The 18,978-nt window shown below is 68.6% G+C and carries 19 protein-coding genes; 12 read left to right on the forward strand and 7 right to left on the reverse strand.

Features of this window, described 5'->3' with window-relative positions; translation table 11 throughout:
* Nucleotides 1-36: 36 nt before the first annotated feature.
* Nucleotides 37-192 (reverse strand): hypothetical protein, encoded by a 156-nt coding sequence (locus NV2_RS31495; protein ID WP_157102987.1) that lies wholly within the window; start codon nucleotides 190-192, stop codon nucleotides 37-39.
* Between the two features lie 162 nt (nucleotides 193-354).
* Nucleotides 355-906 (reverse strand): peroxynitrite isomerase, encoded by a 552-nt coding sequence (locus tag NV2_RS20150; RefSeq protein ID WP_067876581.1) that lies wholly within the window; start codon nucleotides 904-906, stop codon nucleotides 355-357.
* A gap of 172 nt (nucleotides 907-1,078) precedes the next feature.
* On the opposite strand from NV2_RS20150, the gene NV2_RS20155 reads away from it, so the two are divergent.
* Nucleotides 1,079-1,936: an ABC transporter permease gene (locus NV2_RS20155; protein WP_084475134.1), complete on the forward strand. Its 858-nt coding sequence runs from the start codon at nucleotides 1,079-1,081 to the stop codon at nucleotides 1,934-1,936.
* Nucleotides 1,933-2,748, forward strand: coding sequence for an ABC transporter permease (locus NV2_RS20160; protein WP_084475136.1), 816 nt, complete (start codon nucleotides 1,933-1,935; stop codon nucleotides 2,746-2,748). Before NV2_RS20155 ends, NV2_RS20160 begins: the two co-directional genes overlap by 4 nt.
* Before the next feature lie 22 nt (nucleotides 2,749-2,770).
* Here the strand turns inward: NV2_RS20160 and NV2_RS20165 are convergent, their stop codons facing one another.
* Nucleotides 2,771-3,634 carry a helix-turn-helix domain-containing protein gene (locus tag NV2_RS20165; RefSeq protein ID WP_067876710.1) on the reverse strand — a complete coding sequence of 288 codons (864 nt, stop codon included), beginning with the start codon at nucleotides 3,632-3,634 and terminating at the stop codon, nucleotides 2,771-2,773.
* A 110-nt stretch (nucleotides 3,635-3,744) separates the two neighbouring features.
* On the reverse strand, nucleotides 3,745-4,557 hold the full coding sequence (locus NV2_RS20170) for an alpha/beta hydrolase (RefSeq protein ID WP_157102988.1): 813 nt from the start codon (nucleotides 4,555-4,557) through the stop codon (nucleotides 3,745-3,747).
* 518 nt (nucleotides 4,558-5,075) lie between these two features.
* On the opposite strand from NV2_RS20170, the gene NV2_RS20175 reads away from it, so the two are divergent.
* The 4 genes from NV2_RS20175 to NV2_RS20190 all read left to right on the forward strand — a co-directional run bounded on the left by NV2_RS20175 (nucleotide 5,076) and on the right by NV2_RS20190 (nucleotide 8,767).
* Nucleotides 5,076-5,507, forward strand: a complete 432-nt coding sequence (locus NV2_RS20175) for a DUF4254 domain-containing protein (RefSeq protein ID WP_245662692.1) — start codon at nucleotides 5,076-5,078, stop codon at nucleotides 5,505-5,507.
* Nucleotides 5,508-5,566: 59 nt separating this feature from the next.
* On the forward strand, nucleotides 5,567-6,430 hold the full coding sequence (gene map / locus NV2_RS20180) for a type I methionyl aminopeptidase (RefSeq protein WP_067876586.1): 864 nt from the start codon (nucleotides 5,567-5,569) through the stop codon (nucleotides 6,428-6,430).
* Between the two features lie 46 nt (nucleotides 6,431-6,476).
* Entirely contained in the window at nucleotides 6,477-8,039 is a 1,563-nt protein-coding gene (locus NV2_RS20185) for a cobyric acid synthase (protein ID WP_067876590.1), read from the forward strand.
* A gap of 167 nt (nucleotides 8,040-8,206) precedes the next feature.
* The gene (locus NV2_RS20190) at nucleotides 8,207-8,767 is read left to right on the forward strand and encodes a hypothetical protein (protein ID WP_067876594.1); all 561 of its coding nucleotides are present in this window, start codon (nucleotides 8,207-8,209) and stop codon (nucleotides 8,765-8,767) included.
* Nucleotides 8,768-8,779: 12 nt separating this feature from the next.
* On the opposite strand, the gene NV2_RS20195 is transcribed toward NV2_RS20190, so the two are convergent.
* Complete coding sequence (locus NV2_RS20195; protein ID WP_067876597.1) at nucleotides 8,780-9,796, reverse strand: alpha/beta hydrolase; 1,017 nt, start codon at nucleotides 9,794-9,796, stop codon at nucleotides 8,780-8,782.
* 193 nt (nucleotides 9,797-9,989) lie between these two features.
* Between NV2_RS20195 and mqo the strand changes: the two genes are divergently transcribed.
* Nucleotides 9,990-11,492 (forward strand): malate dehydrogenase (quinone), encoded by a 1,503-nt coding sequence (gene mqo, locus NV2_RS20200; RefSeq protein ID WP_067876600.1) that lies wholly within the window; start codon nucleotides 9,990-9,992, stop codon nucleotides 11,490-11,492.
* 21 nt (nucleotides 11,493-11,513) lie between these two features.
* Entirely contained in the window at nucleotides 11,514-11,963 is a 450-nt protein-coding gene (locus NV2_RS20205) for a GNAT family N-acetyltransferase (RefSeq protein WP_067876602.1), read from the forward strand.
* Nucleotides 11,964-12,122: 159 nt separating this feature from the next.
* Here the strand turns inward: NV2_RS20205 and NV2_RS20210 are convergent, their stop codons facing one another.
* A complete protein-coding gene (locus NV2_RS20210; protein ID WP_067876716.1) occupies nucleotides 12,123-12,911 on the reverse strand; it encodes an EI24 domain-containing protein in 789 nt (262 codons plus the stop codon).
* Between the two features lie 149 nt (nucleotides 12,912-13,060).
* Here NV2_RS20210 and NV2_RS20215 point away from each other — a divergent pair, with 149 nt between their 5' ends.
* From NV2_RS20215 to NV2_RS20230, 4 genes are all read left to right on the forward strand, one after another.
* Nucleotides 13,061-15,130, forward strand: coding sequence for a VWA domain-containing protein (locus NV2_RS20215; protein WP_067876604.1), 2,070 nt, complete (start codon nucleotides 13,061-13,063; stop codon nucleotides 15,128-15,130).
* A 32-nt stretch (nucleotides 15,131-15,162) separates the two neighbouring features.
* The gene (gene cobO / locus NV2_RS20220; RefSeq protein ID WP_067876607.1) at nucleotides 15,163-15,777 is read left to right on the forward strand and encodes a cob(I)yrinic acid a,c-diamide adenosyltransferase; all 615 of its coding nucleotides are present in this window, start codon (nucleotides 15,163-15,165) and stop codon (nucleotides 15,775-15,777) included.
* A gap of 22 nt (nucleotides 15,778-15,799) precedes the next feature.
* Nucleotides 15,800-17,233: a cobyrinic acid a,c-diamide synthase CobB gene (locus tag NV2_RS20225; RefSeq protein ID WP_067876720.1), complete on the forward strand. Its 1,434-nt coding sequence runs from the start codon at nucleotides 15,800-15,802 to the stop codon at nucleotides 17,231-17,233.
* 64 nt (nucleotides 17,234-17,297) lie between these two features.
* The gene (locus NV2_RS20230) at nucleotides 17,298-17,660 is read left to right on the forward strand and encodes a cobalamin biosynthesis protein (protein ID WP_084475138.1); all 363 of its coding nucleotides are present in this window, start codon (nucleotides 17,298-17,300) and stop codon (nucleotides 17,658-17,660) included.
* An 18-nt stretch (nucleotides 17,661-17,678) separates the two neighbouring features.
* Here NV2_RS20230 and NV2_RS20235 read toward each other — a convergent pair whose 3' ends face one another.
* A complete protein-coding gene (locus NV2_RS20235) occupies nucleotides 17,679-18,821 on the reverse strand; it encodes a phosphotransferase family protein (RefSeq protein ID WP_067876611.1) in 1,143 nt (380 codons plus the stop codon).
* Nucleotides 18,822-18,978 lie beyond the last annotated feature (157 nt).

Consider the following 18,978-nt stretch of genomic DNA (forward strand, 5'->3'; position numbering starts at 1 on the left):
CGTCCGGTCACGGGGGTGAAGATTTTCCGATGCCGGTTATGGTGCCTGCACCTCCGATCCGCTGCTGGTGACCGCGGCGGGCTGCTGGGTCGGCGGTGCGGCTCCCGCCGACCCGTCTCCCAGAATTTCCACGGCCCCGGTTCCTGCGAGGATCATCCCCGCGGTGATCAGTGTGAGCGTCGAGCGCTTCATGGTCGTCTCCCTTGTGAGTGAGAGCCACTGGCTTCGAACCGACGGTTCGCCGACTGTTAGCCGACTTCGAAAACCGTAGAACGGTGAGCCGTGCGCTGACAACCCCCTGTGCTGGATTGCGCAGCGGAAATGGCAGGAAGAGACCCGATTACATCGGTATTTTCACTGTTGTTCAGCTCGGTGCAAGACCGCGGCCAGGTGATGCCGAATAGATTGCCCGACGGCTGCCATTTGCAGTGAGTAGTCGATGGTGTCGCCGGACAGATGGATCGAGCGGCCCAGCGCGGTCACCGACTTCGCGGTGCTGGACAGACCGATCCGGGTCGATTCGAGCTCCAGCCGCACTCCCGCGTCCTCGACGAGGACGCTCCCCTCGCAGATCTCGGTGATGCCGGTCGGATGGGCCAGGATCAGCTCGACCCGATCGGGTCCGGCCGACCGCAGATAGCCGGTCTCGGCATGCAGGGAGCGGCCGTCGCCTGCGTGGCGGGTGCGCTGCCGATAGGTGAGGAACGGCCGGCCGACGTGACCGAAGTGGATTTCCTCGTGGTAGTCGAACGGCTCGATGGTCGGGTATTCGCCGTGCCCCGATCCACGCCAGGTGCCCAGCAGGGCTGCCAGGTGGGCGATATCCGGATGGGGCGCGACGAGGGGTTCGGGTTCGAGCACGGCGCACAGCCTAGTAGTCCGCTGTCGTCGTGGTGGGAGGACCATGCATCCGATTCGTTCCGTCGGATGCCGGGCGGGTCATTTTCCGGACATATCGACCGAACCGGGCCGGGTATGGCGACCGAACCGGTCGGCGCGCGGCCTGATTGCCCGGCGGGCCCGGCGGCATCTGGTGGGATGAACGGCGGGGAGCGGCTGCGTGTGAACGGAGCGAGCGATGACGGTGCGGATCCGGCCGGTGCCCCGGCGCGAGCCGGGGGTGCTGCCGTGGCGGGCCCCGGCGGCGCGCCGGGGAGGCTGGTGGCAGTCGTGCTGGGTGCTGGCGTGGCGTGGGATCCGGCCCTCGATCCGCAACGGGGAGGTACTCACCGCGATTCTCGCGCCCACGGTGTTCACGCTGGGCTTCTATGTTCCGCTCGCGCGGGTGATGAATTTCGTCGGCCACGGGTCCAGTAGCTATGCCCAGTTCCTGATGCCGATGATCATCATGCAGGCGGTCTCCTTCTGTGCCACCGCCGCCGCACTGCGCTCGGCGTCCGATGCGCGCGACGGGCTCGATGCCCGCCTGGCCACGCTGCCGATCCCCTCGGTCGCACCGCTCGCGGGTCGCACCGCGGTCACCGGCTATCGCATTGTGATCGCGGTGGCGGCGGCGCTGGTGAGCGGGCACGTGATCGGGTTCCGCTGCTATGGGACGTGGCCACAGACCGCCGGGTTCCTCGCCGTCGCGGTGGCCCTGGGGGTGATGCTCGGCCTGTTCGGCGATCTGCTGGGTGCGCTGTCGAAATCACCGGAGGCGACCACTCAGATGCTGACGTTGCCGCAGTTGATCCTCGGGATGGTTTCCACCGGGTTCGCGCCGGTCGAGCAATTTCCCTCGTGGATTCAGGGGTTCGCGCGGCACCAGCCGGTGTCGGCGTTCGTCGACACGATGCGTGCGCTCGCCGGTGACCGTCCGGGATATGCGACGGCGCCGACCTGGGCGGCGGTCGGGCCGGGAATCGGCTGGTTGGCGGCGGGGGTGCTGGTCTTCGGCGGCGGTTCGGTGCTGGTGGCCGTGCGGCGGCGGCGATGACCCGGGTGGTGGCGGACAGCGTGCCGGTGGTGCGCGGCGATACCGAGCGGTGGCGGTATCTGGTCCCGCAGACCGTGGTGCAGACGCAGCGTCTGTTGCGGCGCTGGCGGCGCGATCCGGTCACCACCGCGCAGACGCTGGGCTTCCCGGCGCTGCTGCTGGTGGTTCTGAATACGGTGCTGGGCCGGCAGATCTCGGCGTTCTCCGGGGTGGACGCACTGTACGGAACGGTGCCGATGGTCGCGGTGGTGTCGGCGATGACCGGGTCGCTGGCCGGGGCGGTGACGCTGGGCCGCGAGCGCGACAGCGGCCTGCTCGCGCGGCTGTCGGTGCTCCCGGTGCATCGGGCCTCGGGTCCGCTGTCGCGCATCCTTGCCGAAGTGATCCGGATCGTCGTGTGTACGGCGGTGCTGTTCGCTATCGGAACGGCGCTCGGTTTCCGGTTCCACCGGCCCCTGGCGGCGCTCGCGGTGCTGGGCGTCCCGGTGGTCTACGGACTGGGGTTCGCGACCATGGTGACGGCGGTCGCGGTGTATTCGGCACGCACCTTCGTGGTGGAGGCCGTCTCGCTGGGATCCGCACTGCTGATGTTCTTCAGTAGCGGATTCGTGCCGCCCCAGGCGTATCCGGACTGGGCGCGGCCGCTCGTGCAGCATCAGCCGATGTCGGCGGCTGTCGACGCGATGCGAGCACTGGCGCTGGGGGAGCCGGCGGGCAGCGCGCTGGCGGCCACGCTGGCCTGGTCGGTGGGTGCGATGCTGGTGTTCGCGGTTCCGGCGGCGATCGGTTTCCGACGGGCGGACCGGCGGTGACCTCGTTCGTCGGACGCTCCGGTCAGTGCATGCCCTTCGCGATCTCGAGAATCATCTCCGAGGAGTCGCGTGGGCTCAGTGCCATCGCCCGCAGCTGGTCGAACATCACGCCGAAGCGGCGGATCTCGTTGTGGCCCTCGACGATGTCGTCGCCGGCGATACCTTCGACGTACACCAGCTCCGGGTCGGCCGGGTCCGGGAAGTCCAGCACGACGAAAGAGCCGACCATCGCGGGATGGGCGCCCGCGCCGAACGGGAGTACCTGCAGAATCACATTGCGCTTGTCGACGTCCTCGGTGAGGCGCAGCAGTTGTTCCCGCATGACTTCCGCGCCGCCGACAACCCGGCGGATCGCTGCTTCGTCGAGAACCACCCACAGTTCGAGCGGATTACCGTCCCGGGTCAGGACACCGGAGCGCTCCACGCGGGCGCGCAATCGCTGTTCGATCACCGCTGTCTCGACCTTCGGCATCGCGGTGTCCAGCACCGCCCACGCATACCGCTCGGTTTGTAACAGGCCGGGAATGAACGAGGTCTGGAACAGTCGGGCCGAGAGCGCCTCGGTCTCGAAGTTGATGTAGGCCGCGTAGACCTCCGACACCGCCGTCTCGAACCGGCGCGACATTCCGGGCTTCTGCGCCTCGGCGAGTAGCTGCATCGCATCCGACCGGTGCGGTTCGTCGACCCCGTAGAGATCCAGCATCGCGGTGAGGGTGCGGCGCTGCGGGCGCGCCTGTGCGGTTTCGATGCGGTACAAGGTGGTGACGTTGATGCCGGTGCGGGAACTGACTACTTCCTTGCTCATTCCCGCTTCGTCGCGCATCTGGGACAGCAGCGCGGCCAATCGGCGCAGCTGGACCGTCAGTGCTGTGCGTTTACCTGCCATCGCGCGCATTCTCCTCATCGATTCGGGAGGCCGGAATGTGTTCCACGGTGGTGTGGGAGCGGCCGGGAGAGCATAGACGCGCCCGGCCGGTGTGGATGCGCCCGGGTCGGTCAGGCACCGGTCAGCACCACGGCTCCCGGTGCGGCGGCCGGGCCGGCAGCGGCGCCGTTCGGATAGAGCTGTGCGGTGTGATCGCCGGTGACGAAATCGTGGGTCCAGCCGAGTGTCAGCGCCTGGAGCGTTGCGACGTCATCGGATTGCGGGACGCCGCAGAGCAGTTCACCCAGCATGTCGCTGCTGGCGCCCTCGGCATCGGTGTGGTCGCCCGCGGGCAGGCGCACACCGACGAACGGGCGGTGCAGTCCGGCTTGCAGTGCGGCGGTACCGGTGCCGAAGTTGTTGCACAGCGCGGGCGGCCCGGACACGGTGAGGATCGGCAGGTCGGTGCGGTCCAGATCGGCGAGTGCGCGGGTGGTGTTGTCGCCGACGAACGATGCGACCGGATCCAGGAGCACCAGCCCGGCCAGATGCGGCCAGAGGTCGTGATGCCGGCGCAACAGCTGCGCGGCTACATATTCCACGGCTTCGCCACCGGCGGAGTGGCCGACGAAAACCCAGTGCTGCGGGATCGTGGGCACCGGTGCTCCCGCGGCGTGCGCGGCGGTGGACAGTGCGCCACCGAGCCCGGCGGCCGCTCTCGGGTCGAACAGATCGGCGATCCCCGCGAGGAAAGCGGTGTTGCCGGTGACGTTCTGCAGCGTGCATCCGGCCGGATCGGCCGACGGGATACTCGGTGCGAAGACCAGGTAGCCGGCATCGGCGTAGTGGCGGGCGAGGTCTGCCACGTTGGCGGCGCTGCGGGCGAATCCGTGCTGCAGCCAGATCAGTGCCCGCGGTGTGGTGGTGGGGACGTACCAGTCCACCGGAACCGTCAGAGTACCGGCCCCGCACGGGGTCTCGACGGAACCGGGGAGGGGGCCGGCCGTGGCCGTGCCGCCGGAGGCGAGAACGAACAAGGCTACTGCGGACGCTAATACCATACGGCGCAGGCGGCCTGGGTGGCCGATGTCGAACATCGTTGAAGTATCGCGCGATTGCCCCGGTCACCGCGGGGAAATCGAGTGGAGTCGAGGGGTATGTCCGGGCGTGTCGGACGGCGAGTGGCAATTCGGTATCGAATCCCGACGCGCCGGTGGATGTTCACCGCCGCCGTCCGCACCCGTGGAAACATCGCCGCCGCAACCCTTCTCGACCGATTCGTGCAGGTCGGACCGGTTACCGCGCGGTCTCTCGACTGTGATCGGACCGTAACGCCACTACTGCGGACGCAATCTTGCGTTCTTGCATATGCAAGAGCAGAATCCCCTCTACCCTTGGTTCGGACGACCGATCCGATGTACGGACGAGCGAAATCCGGAGATCAATGATGGCAGTGCGATCGATGACCTCTTCGATTGCCAGTGTGCTACCCGCGGCTCCCCAATTGCTGTGTGCATTCCAGGGGCGTCGATTCCAGGACCGGGAACTGCTGCGGTCCGCGAGGGCGCTCGCGGATCTGCACACCCGGCGCGCCCAGGTGGTCGACCCGATGGTCATTGCGGAGATCGATTGCCGGCGCGGCGAACTCATCGGCGAGATCAACGACTGGGTGGACAGTGAACTCCCGGGCTACCGCGCGGGTGTCGCACTGCGCACCGATGTCCTCGGCGCGATGGTCGATCGTATGGCGGGGATGTGGGTCGCCGCCAATCGCGCCATCGACCGCGACGGTGCTCGCAGCGACACCACGCACAAGCATTGGACCCACCTCGCCGAGCTGGTCGACGGATACACCGACCTGGTCACGGCCGCGAGCGGGTCCGCCGGACGGTGACCGCACCGCATCCCGGCGTCGCCGCCGGGCTGTTCGGATGCGGCGGATAGTCTGAATACATGTCTGTGCGCACCCGCAAGCCACTCGTCCCCGGAACACGCTCACCCGTCCGTGAAGTGCCCCGATCGATCGAGCGGCCGGAGTACGCGTGGAAGAATTCGGTGAACGAGGGCCGGGAACCGTGGGTGCAGACGCCCGAGACCATCGAGAAGATGCGGGTGGCGAGCAGGATCGCCGCGCAGGCACTGCAGGAAGCCGGTACTGCGGTCGCGCCGGGCGTCACCACCGATCAGCTGGACGCGATCGTGCACGAGTACCTGTGTGATCACGGCGCCTACCCCTCGACCCTCGGCTACAAAGCCTTCCCGAAATCGTGCTGCACCTCACTGAACGAGGTGATCTGCCACGGCATCCCGGATTCGACCGTGATCGAGGACGGTGACATCGTCAATATCGATGTCACGGCCTATATCGATGGTGTGCACGGCGATACCAACGCCACCTTCCTCTCCGGTGACGTCGACGAGGAGGCACGGCTGCTGGTCGAGCGGACCCACGAGGCGACGATGCGTGCGATCAAGGCCGTTCGCCCGGGCCGTGCGCTGAACGTGATCGGGCGGGTCATCGAGTCCTACGCCAACCGGTTCGGTTACGGCGTGGTCCGCGACTTCACCGGACACGGCGTCGGCCCGACCTTCCACAGCGGTCTGGTGATCCTGCACTACGACCAGCCGGCGGTCGAATCGGTGATCGAGCCGGGAATGACCTTCACCATCGAGCCGATGATCAACCTCGGCGGTATCGACTACGAGATCTGGGACGACGGCTGGACCGTGGTCACCAAGGACCGCAAGTGGACCGCGCAGTTCGAACACACCCTGGTCGTCACCGAGGAAGGTGCCGAGATCCTCACTCTGCCGTGAGGTTCGCGGACGTGCGCCTGGTGAGCGGGCGCTCCGGGGGCCGGGCGTGAAGGGCGCACTGCTGATCGCCGGTACGACCTCCGATGCCGGGAAGAGTGTGGTCGTGGCCGGCATCTGCCGGATGCTGGCGCGCCGCGGGATTCGGGTGGCACCGTTCAAGGCGCAGAACATGTCGAACAACTCGGTGGTGACCCTGGACGGGGGCGAGATCGGCCGGGCACAGGCGCTGCAGGCCCGCGCCTGCGGACTCGAACCGAGCGTGCGATTCAACCCGGTGCTGCTCAAACCCGGCAGCGACCGTCGTTCCCAGTTGGTGGTGCGCGGCGTCGCGGTCGACACCGTGGGGGCACGCGACTACTTCCGGCACCGGCAGCAGTTGCGCGAGGTGGTGGCCGCCGAACTGGCCGCGTTGCGTGCCGAGTTCGACGTGGTGATCTGTGAGGGTGCCGGATCGCCCGCCGAGATCAACCTGCGGGCAACGGATCTGGCGAACATGGGGTTGGCACGGGCGGCGGACCTGCCGGTGCTGCTGGTCGGCGACATCGACCGCGGCGGGGTACTGGCCCATCTGTTCGGCACGGTGGCGATTCTGGAGCCCGACGATCAGCACCTGATCTCGGGCTACATCGTCAACAAGTTCCGCGGCGACGTGGACTTGCTGCGGCCGGGCATCGACCGGCTCACCACACTGACCGGCCGACCCACCCTCGGCGTGCTGCCCTACACCGACGAGCTGTGGATCGATGCCGAGGACTCGCTGGGCACGGTCGCCGACGCACCGGTCGGGCGCCCGCTCCCACCCCGGGGCTCCGAATGGCTGACCGTGGCCGCGATCCGCCTGCCCCGAATTTCCAATTCGACCGATATCGAGGCACTCGCCTGTGAACCCGGGGTGTCGGTGCGCTGGGTGAGCGAGCCGTCGCGGCTGGCCGGGACGGATGTGGTCGTGCTGCCCGGCAGCAAATCCACGGTCTCGGATCTGGACTGGTTGCGGCGCACCGGTATCGCCGACGCGGTGCGCGCACACGCCCGGGCCGGTAAGCCCGTCCTCGGAATCTGCGGCGGGTACCAGATGCTGGGGCAGCGCATTCACGACGAAGTGGAATCGAGCGCGGGCGACGTGGCGGGGCTCGGTCTGCTGGACCTCGATATCGCATTCGACGATCCGAAGGTGGTACGTCGCAGCGCGGGACGCGGTGTGTCTGCCGGTGGCGCCGTCGCCGATATTCCGGTGTCCGGCTACGAGATCCACCACGGTCGCGTCCGGCGCAGCGGCGATGCACCGTGGATGGTGCTCGACCGGCCGGTCGAGGCACCCGAGGGCAGTGCCCGGGGTGCGGTGCGTGGTACCCATCTGCACGGTCTGTTCGAATCCGACGGGTTCCGCCGAGCCTGGCTCCGGGAAGCCGCCGCAGACGCCGGGCGGACCGGTTTCGAGGTCGCCCCCGACACCTGTGTGACCCGGGTTCGCGCCGCGCAGCTCGATCTGCTCGCGGATCTGGTGGAACGCCACCTGGACACCACCGCGCTGGACCGGTTGATCGCCCGGGGCGCCCCTGGTGACCTGCCCACGCTCACCGTCGGATATCGCGAGCCCGATCCGCGGTAGTTCCGGCGTACTCGATTCGCCGAGCATCGGGATTGCGGCCGGCCCGCCGGGGCTGCCTGTGGTGGGCGCGATCGGCGGGCCGCAGTGCGATGCAGCTCATCGGTACCGGATGCACGTGGTCGAAGACATGTCCCCGAGCGGCGTGCTCGCGTGTAGCGTGGATCGTCATGGAAACCCGGCGAATCGCGGTCGGTGACCGCGCCTGGACGGTACGAATCGGCGGGCCGGAGTCCAGGCATACGGTGCTGCTGCTCCCCGATGCCGGAACTCCGCCCGACGGCTACGACCAGGTGTGCGAACGGCTGCACAACTCCGATATGCGCACTGTGACCCTGGAGTCGATCGACGGTCTCGACGAGACCGCGGTCTACGCCATCCTCGACGAACTCGGGGTGGCGTGGGCGAATCTGGCCGGCGACGGCGCCGGTGCGGAACTGGCATGGCAGCTCGGCGCACGCGGATTCGGGCGGTTCGTCGGGCTGGTGGTCGCCGGGCGCGCGCATCCTGCGGTGGCCGTCGACGGTTCGGCCGTGGATCCGAAGTGCCCGGCCGTGGAGCTTCCCACCACCGTGATCGCGACCGACGACCTGACCCGCACGGCGGCCGACGCCAGCGCCCGCCACGTCTACGGCGAGTTCCGCGTCACCCAGGTCGACACCGCGGATATCGCGGCCAAGGCCGACCACGAATTCGCCACCGAGATCGTGCTGCGCTCGGGATTGTGGTGAATCGGGCGCGGATCAGGCTTCGGTGGAGCGTGATTCGCGCAACCAGCGCAACCAGGAATCGAGTTCGCCGAACGCCGCGGTACGGACCGGCAGCGCGGACAGGAACACGTCGTGGCGGGCGCCCTCGATCGGCACGATAGTGGTGCGTCGCCCCAGGCAGCCGGACCAGCGCTGGATCTGACGCACGTCGAGTACGACGTCGGATACGTCCGCAGCAGGGCCGTACTTGCGCATGAACTTGGTGACCTGAGACCGCAGAATCAGTGCCGGGACACCGATGTCCAGTCCTTGATGCAGCTCGGCGTGGCCCTTGCGGATCGCCCGCAACCAGCCCAGATGGATCGGGAAACCGCCCAGCGGCTTCCAGTCCAGGTTGTAGTCCCATTCGCCGGAGCTGCTGGTGTGCAGACTGTCGCCGTAGGTGCTCAACTCCGCGCCGGGTAGGCGGGTCATGGCCCGCAGCCGTCCGACGGCATCGATGACCACGGTGCCGATGCTGCGGTAGAACGCGGGGCCCTGCAGGTCGAACCACGGGCTGTTGAGCACCAGGCCGGTGATGCCTGCGGCGGCGGGGTCGCGGCGATTCAGCCACAGCGGCAGCACCAGGCCACCGGTGGAATGTGCCATCAGCAGCACCGGCAGCCCGGTCTCCTCGCGCACGATCTCGACGGCGCGGTCCAGTTCGGCGTCGTAGAGTTGCAGATCGGTGACGTAGTGGGCGGTCTGCCCGGCCTGTAGTGAACGCCCGCACTTGCGCAGGTCCAGTGCGTAGAAGTGGTAGCCGGCCGCGCTCATGTGTTCGGCCAGATGCTTCTGGAAGAAGTAGTCGGTGAAGCCGTGGACGTAGAGCACCGCACCGAGCGCCGGGGGTGCGTCCACGGGGTCGTGGCGGATCAGGGTGGCCTCGACCTCTCCTTCGCCGTCGGGGTCCGGCCCGAGCGCGAGGGTCAGTTGCCGGTACCCCTCGCCGAGGACATCGGGCTGCCAGTCGTATGCCGTCGTGGTGGCCTGCGGGGTCTCGTTCGTCACAGCCCCACGATATTCGACCCGCTCAGCGGCTTGCGCGGCGAGCCGGTGCCGAGGCCGTGGTGTGGTCGTTTTAGGAAACGGGCATGGTGAGGGGCAGAATCAAGTTGAAGTGAACGGCGGGTAACCTCATTCCCGCCCACGAAGTGCCCCCGCGCTGGACAAGGAAGTCGATCAACCCGTGCCGAACGCTGCGATGACTGAAAAGACCGATGTAGTCCTCATCGGTGCCGGCATCATGAGTGCCACCCTCGGTGCACTGCTTCGTCAGTTGCAGCCGGATTGGTCGATCACCATGTTCGAGCGGCGCGACGCCGCCGCCCCCGAAAGCAGCGACCCGTGGAACAACGCGGGTACCGGTCACTCCGCGCTGTGCGAGCTGAACTACACGCCGCAGCAGGCCGACGGCTCGGTCGACATCACCAAGGCCATCGACATCAACGAGCGGTTCCAGGTGTCGCGCCAGTTCTGGTCCTACGGCGCCGAGAACGGCATCCTCGACGATCCGTCCGCCTTCATCAACCCCATTCCGCACGTCAGCTTCTGCCACGGCGCCGACGGCGTGGACTACCTGCGCAAGCGGCACGAGGCGCTGTCGCGCCACCCGCTGTTCGACGGTATGGAATTCATCGACGATGCCGACGAGTTCGATCGCCGGTTGCCGCTGATGGGCAAGGGCCGCGATTACGCCGAACCGGTCGCGCTCAACTGGACCGAGACCGGCACCGATATCGACTTCGGCGCCTTGACCAAGCAGCTGCTCGCCTACCTGGGTTCCTCGGGTGTCGACATCGCCTTCGGCACCGAGGTCACCAACCTGTCCAAGCAGCGTGACGGCAGCTGGACGATCAAGGTGCGCAACACCCGCACCCGCGCCACCCGCACCGTCAACGCGAAGTTCGTCTTCGTCGGCGCGGGCGGCTACGCGCTGCCGCTACTGCAGAAGTCGGGCATCTCCGAGATCGCCGGCTTCGCCGGGTTCCCGGTCAGCGGCCAGTTCCTGCGCTGCACCAACCCGGAGCTGATCGCCCAGCACCGTGCCAAGGTCTACGGCAAGGCCGCGGTGGGAGCCCCGCCGATGTCGGTGCCGCACTTGGATACCCGCGTCATCAACGGCAAGGCGGGCCTGCTGTTCGGTCCCTACGCGGGCTGGACGCCGAAGTTCCTCAAGGACGGCAAGATGTCGGACCTGGTGAAGTCGGTGCGGGCCGGTAACCTCGTCCCGATGCTCGGGGTCGGCGTCACCGAGCTCGGTCTGGTCAAGTACCTGGTCAGCGAGCTGGCGAAGTCGCAGGCCGGCAAGGTGAACACCATGGAGGAGTTCATCCCGCGTGCCGACGGCCAGGACTGGGAGCTGATCACCGCCGGTCAACGTGTGCAGATCATCCGCCGCAAGGGTGCGGGCGGCGTGCTGGAACTCGGCACCGCCGTGATCGCGGCCGGCGACGGATCCATCGCGGGCCTGCTCGGTGCCTCGCCCGGCGCCTCCACCTGTGTCAGTGCGATGCTCGATGTGATGCAGCGCTGCTTCCCCAGCGAATACGCCGCGTGGACACCGAAACTGAAGGAAATGGTGCCGTCGCTGGGAGTGAAGCTCTCGGAGAACCAGTCGCTGTTCCAGGAGGTATGGGACTGGTCCACCAAGGCACTGCGCCTGAGTGATAACACGCCGGTTTCCGCCGGGGTCGCGCGCGGCTGAAACATGTGATAACAAAGCGCGATGATGTCAACAGTTGCGCTCAAACGCTCGTGGGCCGCGGATCTCGACACCGCGACGCTGTACAAGCTGTTGAAACTGCGCGTCGAAGTGTTCGTCGTGGAGCAGAAATGCGCCTACCCGGAATTGGACGGCCGCGATCTGCTCCCCGAGACCCGGCACTTCTGGCTCGACGACGAGGGCGAGATCATCTGCACTCTGCGGTTGCTCGAGGAGCACGCCGACGGCGTGAAGTCGTTCCGTATCGGGCGGCTGTGCACCACCCCCGAGGCCCGCGGTCACGGGTACACCACCCGGGTACTGCAGGCCGCCATCGCCGAGGCGGGTTCGGCCACAGTGCGTTTGAATGCACAGACCTATCTGGTCGACCTCTACACCAAGCACGGGTTCAAACCCGACGGTGCGGAGTACGAGGAGGACGGCATCGCGCACATCCCGATGCGACGGGGGTAGTGCGGGCGCGCTGCCCCGCCGGTCGTTCCGGTCCCGCGGTCGTTCGTCGACTGCGGGACCGTGCTGTAGGCGCCGAACCGCATGTGGTTCGTGACCGGCGTGGGTCCGGTACGCGGACGGCCCCTGCCGGCGTTCCGGTCGTGGTGCCGAACGTGAGGTTCAGCCCCGCAGACTGTTCGGCGATGGTTCGGCGGCGTCGGTGTTGTTCCCCCCGCACAGGTCGCGTGCCAGCATGGTCGCTCCGGCCACCGCACCGGGCATCAGGAACACCGCGACGAACGGAATCAGGAATGCCGCCGCCAGCGGAATCCCGAACCCCCACACCAGCATCCGGCGGGCGCGCAACATCGTCAATTGCTCGCGCAGTTCGATCCGCCGGCGCAACATGGCCACCGCGGTGAGCTCCTGGGCGAGGAAGAACCCCGTGACGCCCACCGCCAGCACCGGAATCACCGTCTGCCCGATGACCGGCAGGAATCCCGCGCAGAACAACAGCACGCCCCATACTGCCGCGCGTACCAGGATTCGCACGCCGTCACGGCTTCCGATCCAGATCTCGCGCCAGGTCGACAATCCGGATTCGGGTGCGTGGCCGTCGGCCGACAGCGACCGGTCGACCCGTTCGGACAGTGCCTCGTAGAACGGTTGCCCGAGCACCAGCGTCACCGCGGTGAAGGTGATCACCGAGACGAACAACCCCAGCAGCACCCCCAGCACCGCGAGGCACCCGCGCAGTAGGCCCGGCCACGGTGAGCTCCAGTCCGACGCGAAGGGGGTGGCCCAGGTGGCCAGGTCGCCGGCGAACCACACCAGCGCCACCAGCAGCGCCAGGTACAACACCAGCGCGATCAGTCCCGGTACCAGTCCGAACCCGAACTGGCGCCGATGCACTCCGGCCCACCGTTGCCCTCGGACCAGGTATCCGAATCCACGCGCTATGTCTCGCACCGGCACAGCGTATTCGGGTAGGCGGTTCGCCGCGGGCCCGGCGGGACGCGGGACTGTCGCCGGGTGCGGCTACCTCGGTGGTCCGGCTGGGCGCGTACGGCGAGGCGGCCCGGTGCGGGGCACGAACAGTGCGCGCCTAGAGTGACTCTGTGTCCGATTTCCTGGTCGAGTCCGCGCCTCCTGCCGCCGTGTCCGCCGATCTCGAGGCGGGGTTTCCGTTCTCCGCGGTGGTGGGGCAGGAGCAGCTGCAGCTGGCGCTGATCCTGTGCGCCGTGCATCCCGGTATCGGCGGTGTACTGGTGCGCGGGGAGAAGGGGACCGCGAAATCCACCGTGGTGCGGGCACTGGCGCAGTTGCTGCCGCCGGTGCGCGACGAGCGGGGACAGCGCCCGGCCCGGCTGGTGGAGCTGCCGGTGGGTGCGACCGAGGATCGAGTCGTGGGATCGCTGGATCTGGAGCGGGTGCTGCGCGACGGGGAACAGGCGTTCCGGCCCGGACTGCTGGCGGCCGCCCATCACGGGGTGCTGTACGTCGACGAGGTGAATCTGCTGCACGATCATCTGGTCGACGTGCTGCTCGACGCAGCCGCGATGGGGCGGGTGCACATCGAGCGGGACGGTGTCTCACATTCGCATCCGGCCCGGTTCGTGTTGGTCGGCACCATGAATCCGGAGGAGGGCGAACTGCGGCCGCAGCTGCTGGACCGTTTCGGCCTCACCGTCGACGTCGCGGCCTCCCGTGACGTGGATATACGGATGGCGGTGGTCCGCCGCCGCCTGGACTACGAGGCGGACCCCGGCGCCTTCGCCGCCGCGTACTCCGCGGCCGACCGAGCGGTCGCCGCCCGCATCCTCGGCGCGCGGGAACGGCTGGGGGAGGTGGCGCTCGACGATATCGAGCTACGCCGGATCGCGGCACTGTGCGCGGCCTTCGACGTCGACGGTATGCGCGCCGATCTGGTGGTGGCCCGGACCGCGACCGCGCATGCGGCGTGGCGCGGAAGCGACCGTGTGACAGCCGAAGACGTGCGGGTCGCCGCCGAATTGGCGCTGCCGCATCGGCGGCGCCGCGATCCGTTCGACGAGCCCGGAATCACCGAGGAACAACTCGACGACGCCATGCGCGACGCCGAACAGGAAGCCGAGCGGGCCCGCTCCGAGAACGAGAACGGCGAGCCCGAGCAGGGCAGCGGCACCGGCCCGGAGACCAGCGACAGGCCGGACCGGCCGGAACCCGATCGCCAGGACCCGTCGTCCTCGACCGAGGACGGCGAGCGTCCGGGCGACGACGGCCCCGACGACGATCCCGACGGTGGGGGACCGGGGGACGGTCCCGACGACGACGGTCCCGGAACACCCGGCGGCGGTCCGGGTGGATCGCGGGACACCCCTGCCGGCCTGCCCGCGAACTCTGTGACCCGGACACCGCACTGGGAGGTCCCGGGTGTCGGCGAGGGCGCACCGGGGCGCCGGTCCCGAGCGCAGACCCGGCACGGCCGGGTGGTGCGGTCGGTCACCGACACCTCGTCCGGCCTGCACCTGCTGGGCACCCTGTTCGCCGCCGCGCCACATCAGGTGGCGCGGGGCCGGGTCGGCGGCCCGCTGGCCCTGGAGACGGCCGATCTGCGCGGCGCCTATCGGGAAGGGCGGGAAGGAAATCTGGTCGTCTTCGTGGTGGACGCGTCCGGTTCGATGGCCGCCCGCGACCGGCTCTCGGCGGTCACCGGCGCCGTGGTGGCGCTGCTGCGTGACGCCTATCAGCGGCGTGACAAGGTCGCGGTGATCACGGTGCGCGGCACGGATGCCGAGCTGGTGCTGCCGCCGACCTCCTCGGTCGATATCGCGGTCCGCCGGCTGGCCGATCTGCGCACCGGCGGGAAAACACCTCTCGCCCAGGGACTGCTGAAGGCTCGCGAGGTCGTGTCCCGGGAACGGATCCGCGATCCGCGGCGCCGGGCGATGGTCGTCGCACTCACCGACGGCCGTGCCACCGGTGGTGTCGACCCGATTCCGCGCGCCCGCGCGGCCGCGCGGATGCTGGCGCGCGACGGTGTGACCGGAGTCGTGGTCGATTGTGAACGCGGCATGGTCCGGTTGGGATTGGCCGCCGAATTCGCCCGCGAGATGCGCGCAACCTGCCTGCGGCTCTCGGAGCTGACCGGGGATTCGGTCGCCGCCGCGGTGAAGTCGAGCCTGCCGCACGGTCGCCTCGCGGCCTGACGTACCGATAACGGCTGAAAAGGAGAGCAGCGATGCCGAAGGGCGTTCCGGAGACGATTCCCGACGACGGGCTGACCACTCGGCAGCGGCGCAATCAGCCCGTGCTCGCGGTCCACACCGGGCCGGGGAAAGGGAAGTCCACCGCCGCGTTCGGGATGGCCCTGCGCGCCTGGAATCAGGGTTTCGACGTTGCGGTGTTCCAGTTCGTGAAGAGTGCCAAGTGGAAGGTCGGCGAGGAAGCCGCCTTCCGCACGCTGGGGCGGCTGCATGAGGAGACCGGCACCGGCGGCTCGGTCGAATGGCACAAGATGGGTGAGGGCTGGTCCTGGGCCCGGAAACAGGGAACCGAAGTCGACCACGCGGCCGCGGCACTGGCGGGCTGGCAGGAGATCTCCCGGCGGATCGCGGCCGAGCAACACCGCTTCTACGTCCTCGACGAGTTCACCTACCCGTTGAAATGGGGATGGATCGATATCGACGAGGTGGTCGACACCTTGGGTTCGCGACCCGGGAACCAGCACGTGGTGATCACCGGCCGCGACGCACCGCAGGCGCTGATCGACACCGCCGACCTGGTGACCGAGATGAGCAAGGTCAAACATCCGATGGACACCGGGCGCAAGGGCCAGCGGGGCATCGAATGGTGATCGCGCGGGCCGGGCGGCCGTGGTGAACGCACCCGCGGTCGTCATCGCGGCGCCTGCCTCCGGCAGTGGTAAGACCACCCTCGCGACCGGCCTGATCGGTGCGTTGCGCCGCGCCGGACATCGGGTGGCGCCGTTCAAGGTGGGCCCGGACTATATCGACCCGGGCTATCACGGGCTCGCTGCGGATCGCCCCGGGCGCAATCTGGATCCGGTGCTCGTCGGCGCCGAGCGGGTGCTGCCGCTGTACCGGCACGGCAGCGCCGGCTGCGACCTGGCCGTGGTCGAGGGGGTGATGGGGCTGTTCGACGGCCGCATCGACGCCGAGAACCCCGCCCCGGTCGCCGAAGGATCGACGGCCCAGGTCGCTGCCCTGCTCGGTGCGCCGGTGCTGCTGGTGGTCGATGCGCGCGGGCACAGCCAGAGCCTGGCCGCCCTGCTGCACGGATTCGCCACCTTCGACAGTAGCATCCGGCTGGGTGGTGTCATCCTCAACCGGGTCGGCAGTCCGCGCCACGAGCAGGTGCTGCGGGCCGCCTGTGCGCGGGTGGGCCTGCCGGTGCTCGGCGCGCTGCCGCGCATGGCCGAACTCGCTGTTCCGGCACGGCATCTCGGTTTGGTGCCGGCAGTCGAGCACGGCACCGCGGCGCGGGCGGCGGTCGAGGCGATGACCGAACTCGTCGGAGCCCATATCGATCTGGCCGCGGTGGCCCGGCTGGCCGATACCACGGTGTCGGGGCCGGTGTGGGATCCGCGGGACGAATTCGCGGGCGCGGACTCGGTCGGTCGAACCGACACGGTCGAGGGGGGCCGGGCGGCGGGCGGAAGGTACGACCAGCCCGTGGTGGCGATGGCGGGTGGCCCGGCGTTCACCTTCGGCTACGCCGAACATCGCGAGTTGCTCGCCGCCGCCGGGGCGCAGGTGGTGGTCTTCGATCCGCTGCACGAGCAGCTGCCCACGGGCACAGCGGGTCTGGTACTTCCCGGGGGTTTTCCCGAGGAGCACGCCGCCGACCTCGCCGGTAACGGCGAACTCCTGCGCGCGGTCGCCGAGGCCGCCGCCCGGGGAATGCCGATTCACGCGGAATGCGCCGGTCTGCTCTATCTCACCCGATCGCTCGACGGCCACCGGATGGCCGGAGTACTCGACGCCACCGCGGAATTCGGCCCCCGCCTGACCCTCGGCTACCGGGACGCGGTCGCGCTGGCCGATTCGGTGCTGTGGCGGACCGGTGAACGGGTTCGAGGACACGAATTCCACCGCACCCGCTTGGTGGACGCCGGGGCGAGTGACCGTGCCTGGGGGTGGCGCACACCGGACGGCGCTGTGCGCGAAGGTGCCCTCGCCGACCGGGTGCACGCCTCGTATCTGCATACCCATCCGGCCGGAAACCCCGGTGCGATAGCACGTTTCGTCACCGCATGCCGGGAGTTCTCCGTGTCCTCCGCGCAGGTGTGAGAGGTGGATACACCGCGTTCGCGCTGCTGTCGGACCCGGCCGGGCGGTGGTGGTGAGTAGCGCAGTGGTCGGCGTCGGTGCCCGGCCGGGCACCGACAGCTCCGACATTGTGGCCGCCGTGCGAAAAATACTCGGAGACCGCGTTTGTCACTGTTTGGCTACCGTCGACCGGCGCGCCGGCGAGCCCGGCATGATCGCGGCCGCGGCCGAACTGGGGGTGCCGTTGCTGGGCTTCGGGACGGTCGAATTGAGACGGATCGTGGTGCCGAACCCCGCCACGCGGACCGTCGAGGCCCTCGGCACGGGGAGTGTGGCCGAGGCGGCGGCGGTGCTGGCGTGCCGGCGGTGTGGTGGCGGCGCGGTGGCGATAGTGGTGCCGAAGACCGTGATCGGGCCGGTCACCGTGGCACTGGCGGTGCCGGAGTGATGATCGGCCGCGGCGCGGTCAATCCCACCGATAGGTGCCGTCGAGCAGTGCTTCCAGGGTCGGCCGGTGCATCACGTAGTCGTCGCGATCGGTGCAGTCGGTGTCCTCACCGAAATGGATCATCCGACGCTTGATGCGCGCCATCACGATCCCGTGGCGTAGTGCGGCATAGACGATGTACCAGTCCAGATCTCGCAGGGTATGCCCCGTGAGCTTCTCGTAGTGCCCGACCACATCGTCGCGGCGCAGGTAGTCCGGTAGGCCGGGCTGCTCGAAGCGGGTGGCCATGTCCTGGAAGAAGCGGTGGATGAAGATCAGCCACGCCACGTCGAGTTCCCGTGGGCCGATGGCGGCCATCTCCCAGTCCAGGACCGCGGCCGGGTCGAACTCGTCGAAGATGATATTTCCGGGGCGGGCATCGCCCCAGTTCAGTACGTCCGGTCCGGGGTCGGTCGGCCAGTTCTGCTCGAGCCAGTCGAAGGTGCGTTCCAGCAACGGGATCCGGTACCCGTCGTCGGCGAGTGCCCACCGGTACCACCGGCGCTGGGCGTCGAAATGCCGGCGCAAGGCGGACGTGTCGGAGGCGGCAAGTGCGGGGAAGTGGGTGTGGGGCTCGGTGATGGCGTGCACGCGGGCGATCACATCGACGGTGGCGCGGGTGACGTGCAACCGCTGCTGGTCCGTGGCGTCGAACAGCCAGCCGACGAAGACGTACGGCGGGTTGTCCTCCGGGATCCTGCCGTCCACCCGGCGCATCACGAAGAACGGCGTGCCCAGTACCGTGTCGTCGGCTTCGTACCAGGCCAGCCCCGGTACCGGGATATCGGTGTGCTCGGCGACTCCCGCCATCACCGCATATTGGGTTTCGAGATCGTAGGTTTCGAATACGGGGAACGACCCCTCTTCGGGAGCCATACGTGCCACGAAGGAGCCGCCCTCGGTGATGCCGTTGCGTTCCCAGCTCGCGTCGAACAGTACCGAGGAGCTGGACATACCACCGGCCTGCGGGCGGGTCAGGTTCGACACCACCGGTGTGGGGCCGTCGAGCCGACCGGTCAGCCATCGGGTGAGCCGCTCGGCCAGTTCGCCGAGATCACGCGCACTGGTCGTCAGCTGCCGACGCTGCCCGGGGTCGGTTTCGGGTTCGGATTCGGTCGACATATCCGGTCTCCTCGGGAAATGGAAAACTGTTGTGTGCCAGGCAGTTACCTGCTGTGCGTCGGGTCGTTGCGCGAAACCGGGTGGGCGTGCACCCCGGCGCGGGAGGCATGCGAGTGCAATCTAACGCCCCGCGCCGATGCTCGACCCCGAAACGCGG

It is taken from the genome of Nocardia vermiculata NBRC 100427 (assembly GCF_001613265.1).
In the GTDB taxonomy this organism is placed as follows: domain Bacteria; phylum Actinomycetota; class Actinomycetes; order Mycobacteriales; family Mycobacteriaceae; genus Nocardia; species Nocardia vermiculata.

What these genes read in the sequence shown, in the direction of transcription:
- NV2_RS20160 (WP_084475136.1), top strand. Translation starts at nt 1,933, where the DNA reads ATGACCCGGGTGGTGGCGGACAGCGTGCCGGTGGTGCGCGGCGATACC.
- map (WP_067876586.1), top strand. Translation starts at nt 5,567, where the DNA reads ATGTCTGTGCGCACCCGCAAGCCACTCGTCCCCGGAACACGCTCACCC.
- NV2_RS31495 (WP_157102987.1), bottom strand. Translation starts at nt 192, where the DNA reads ATGAAGCGCTCGACGCTCACACTGATCACCGCGGGGATGATCCTCGCA.
- NV2_RS20150 (WP_067876581.1), bottom strand. Translation starts at nt 906, where the DNA reads ATGGTCCTCCCACCACGACGACAGCGGACTACTAGGCTGTGCGCCGTG.
- NV2_RS20165 (WP_067876710.1), bottom strand. Translation starts at nt 3,634, where the DNA reads ATGGCAGGTAAACGCACAGCACTGACGGTCCAGCTGCGCCGATTGGCC.
- NV2_RS20205 (WP_067876602.1), top strand. Translation starts at nt 11,514, where the DNA reads ATGATGTCAACAGTTGCGCTCAAACGCTCGTGGGCCGCGGATCTCGAC.
- cobO (WP_067876607.1), top strand. Translation starts at nt 15,163, where the DNA reads ATGCCGAAGGGCGTTCCGGAGACGATTCCCGACGACGGGCTGACCACT.
- NV2_RS20235 (WP_067876611.1), bottom strand. Translation starts at nt 18,821, where the DNA reads ATGTCGACCGAATCCGAACCCGAAACCGACCCCGGGCAGCGTCGGCAG.
- NV2_RS20190 (WP_067876594.1), top strand. Translation starts at nt 8,207, where the DNA reads ATGGAAACCCGGCGAATCGCGGTCGGTGACCGCGCCTGGACGGTACGA.
- NV2_RS20155 (WP_084475134.1), top strand. Translation starts at nt 1,079, where the DNA reads ATGACGGTGCGGATCCGGCCGGTGCCCCGGCGCGAGCCGGGGGTGCTG.
- mqo (WP_067876600.1), top strand. Translation starts at nt 9,990, where the DNA reads ATGACTGAAAAGACCGATGTAGTCCTCATCGGTGCCGGCATCATGAGT.
- NV2_RS20175 (WP_245662692.1), top strand. Translation starts at nt 5,076, where the DNA reads ATGACCTCTTCGATTGCCAGTGTGCTACCCGCGGCTCCCCAATTGCTG.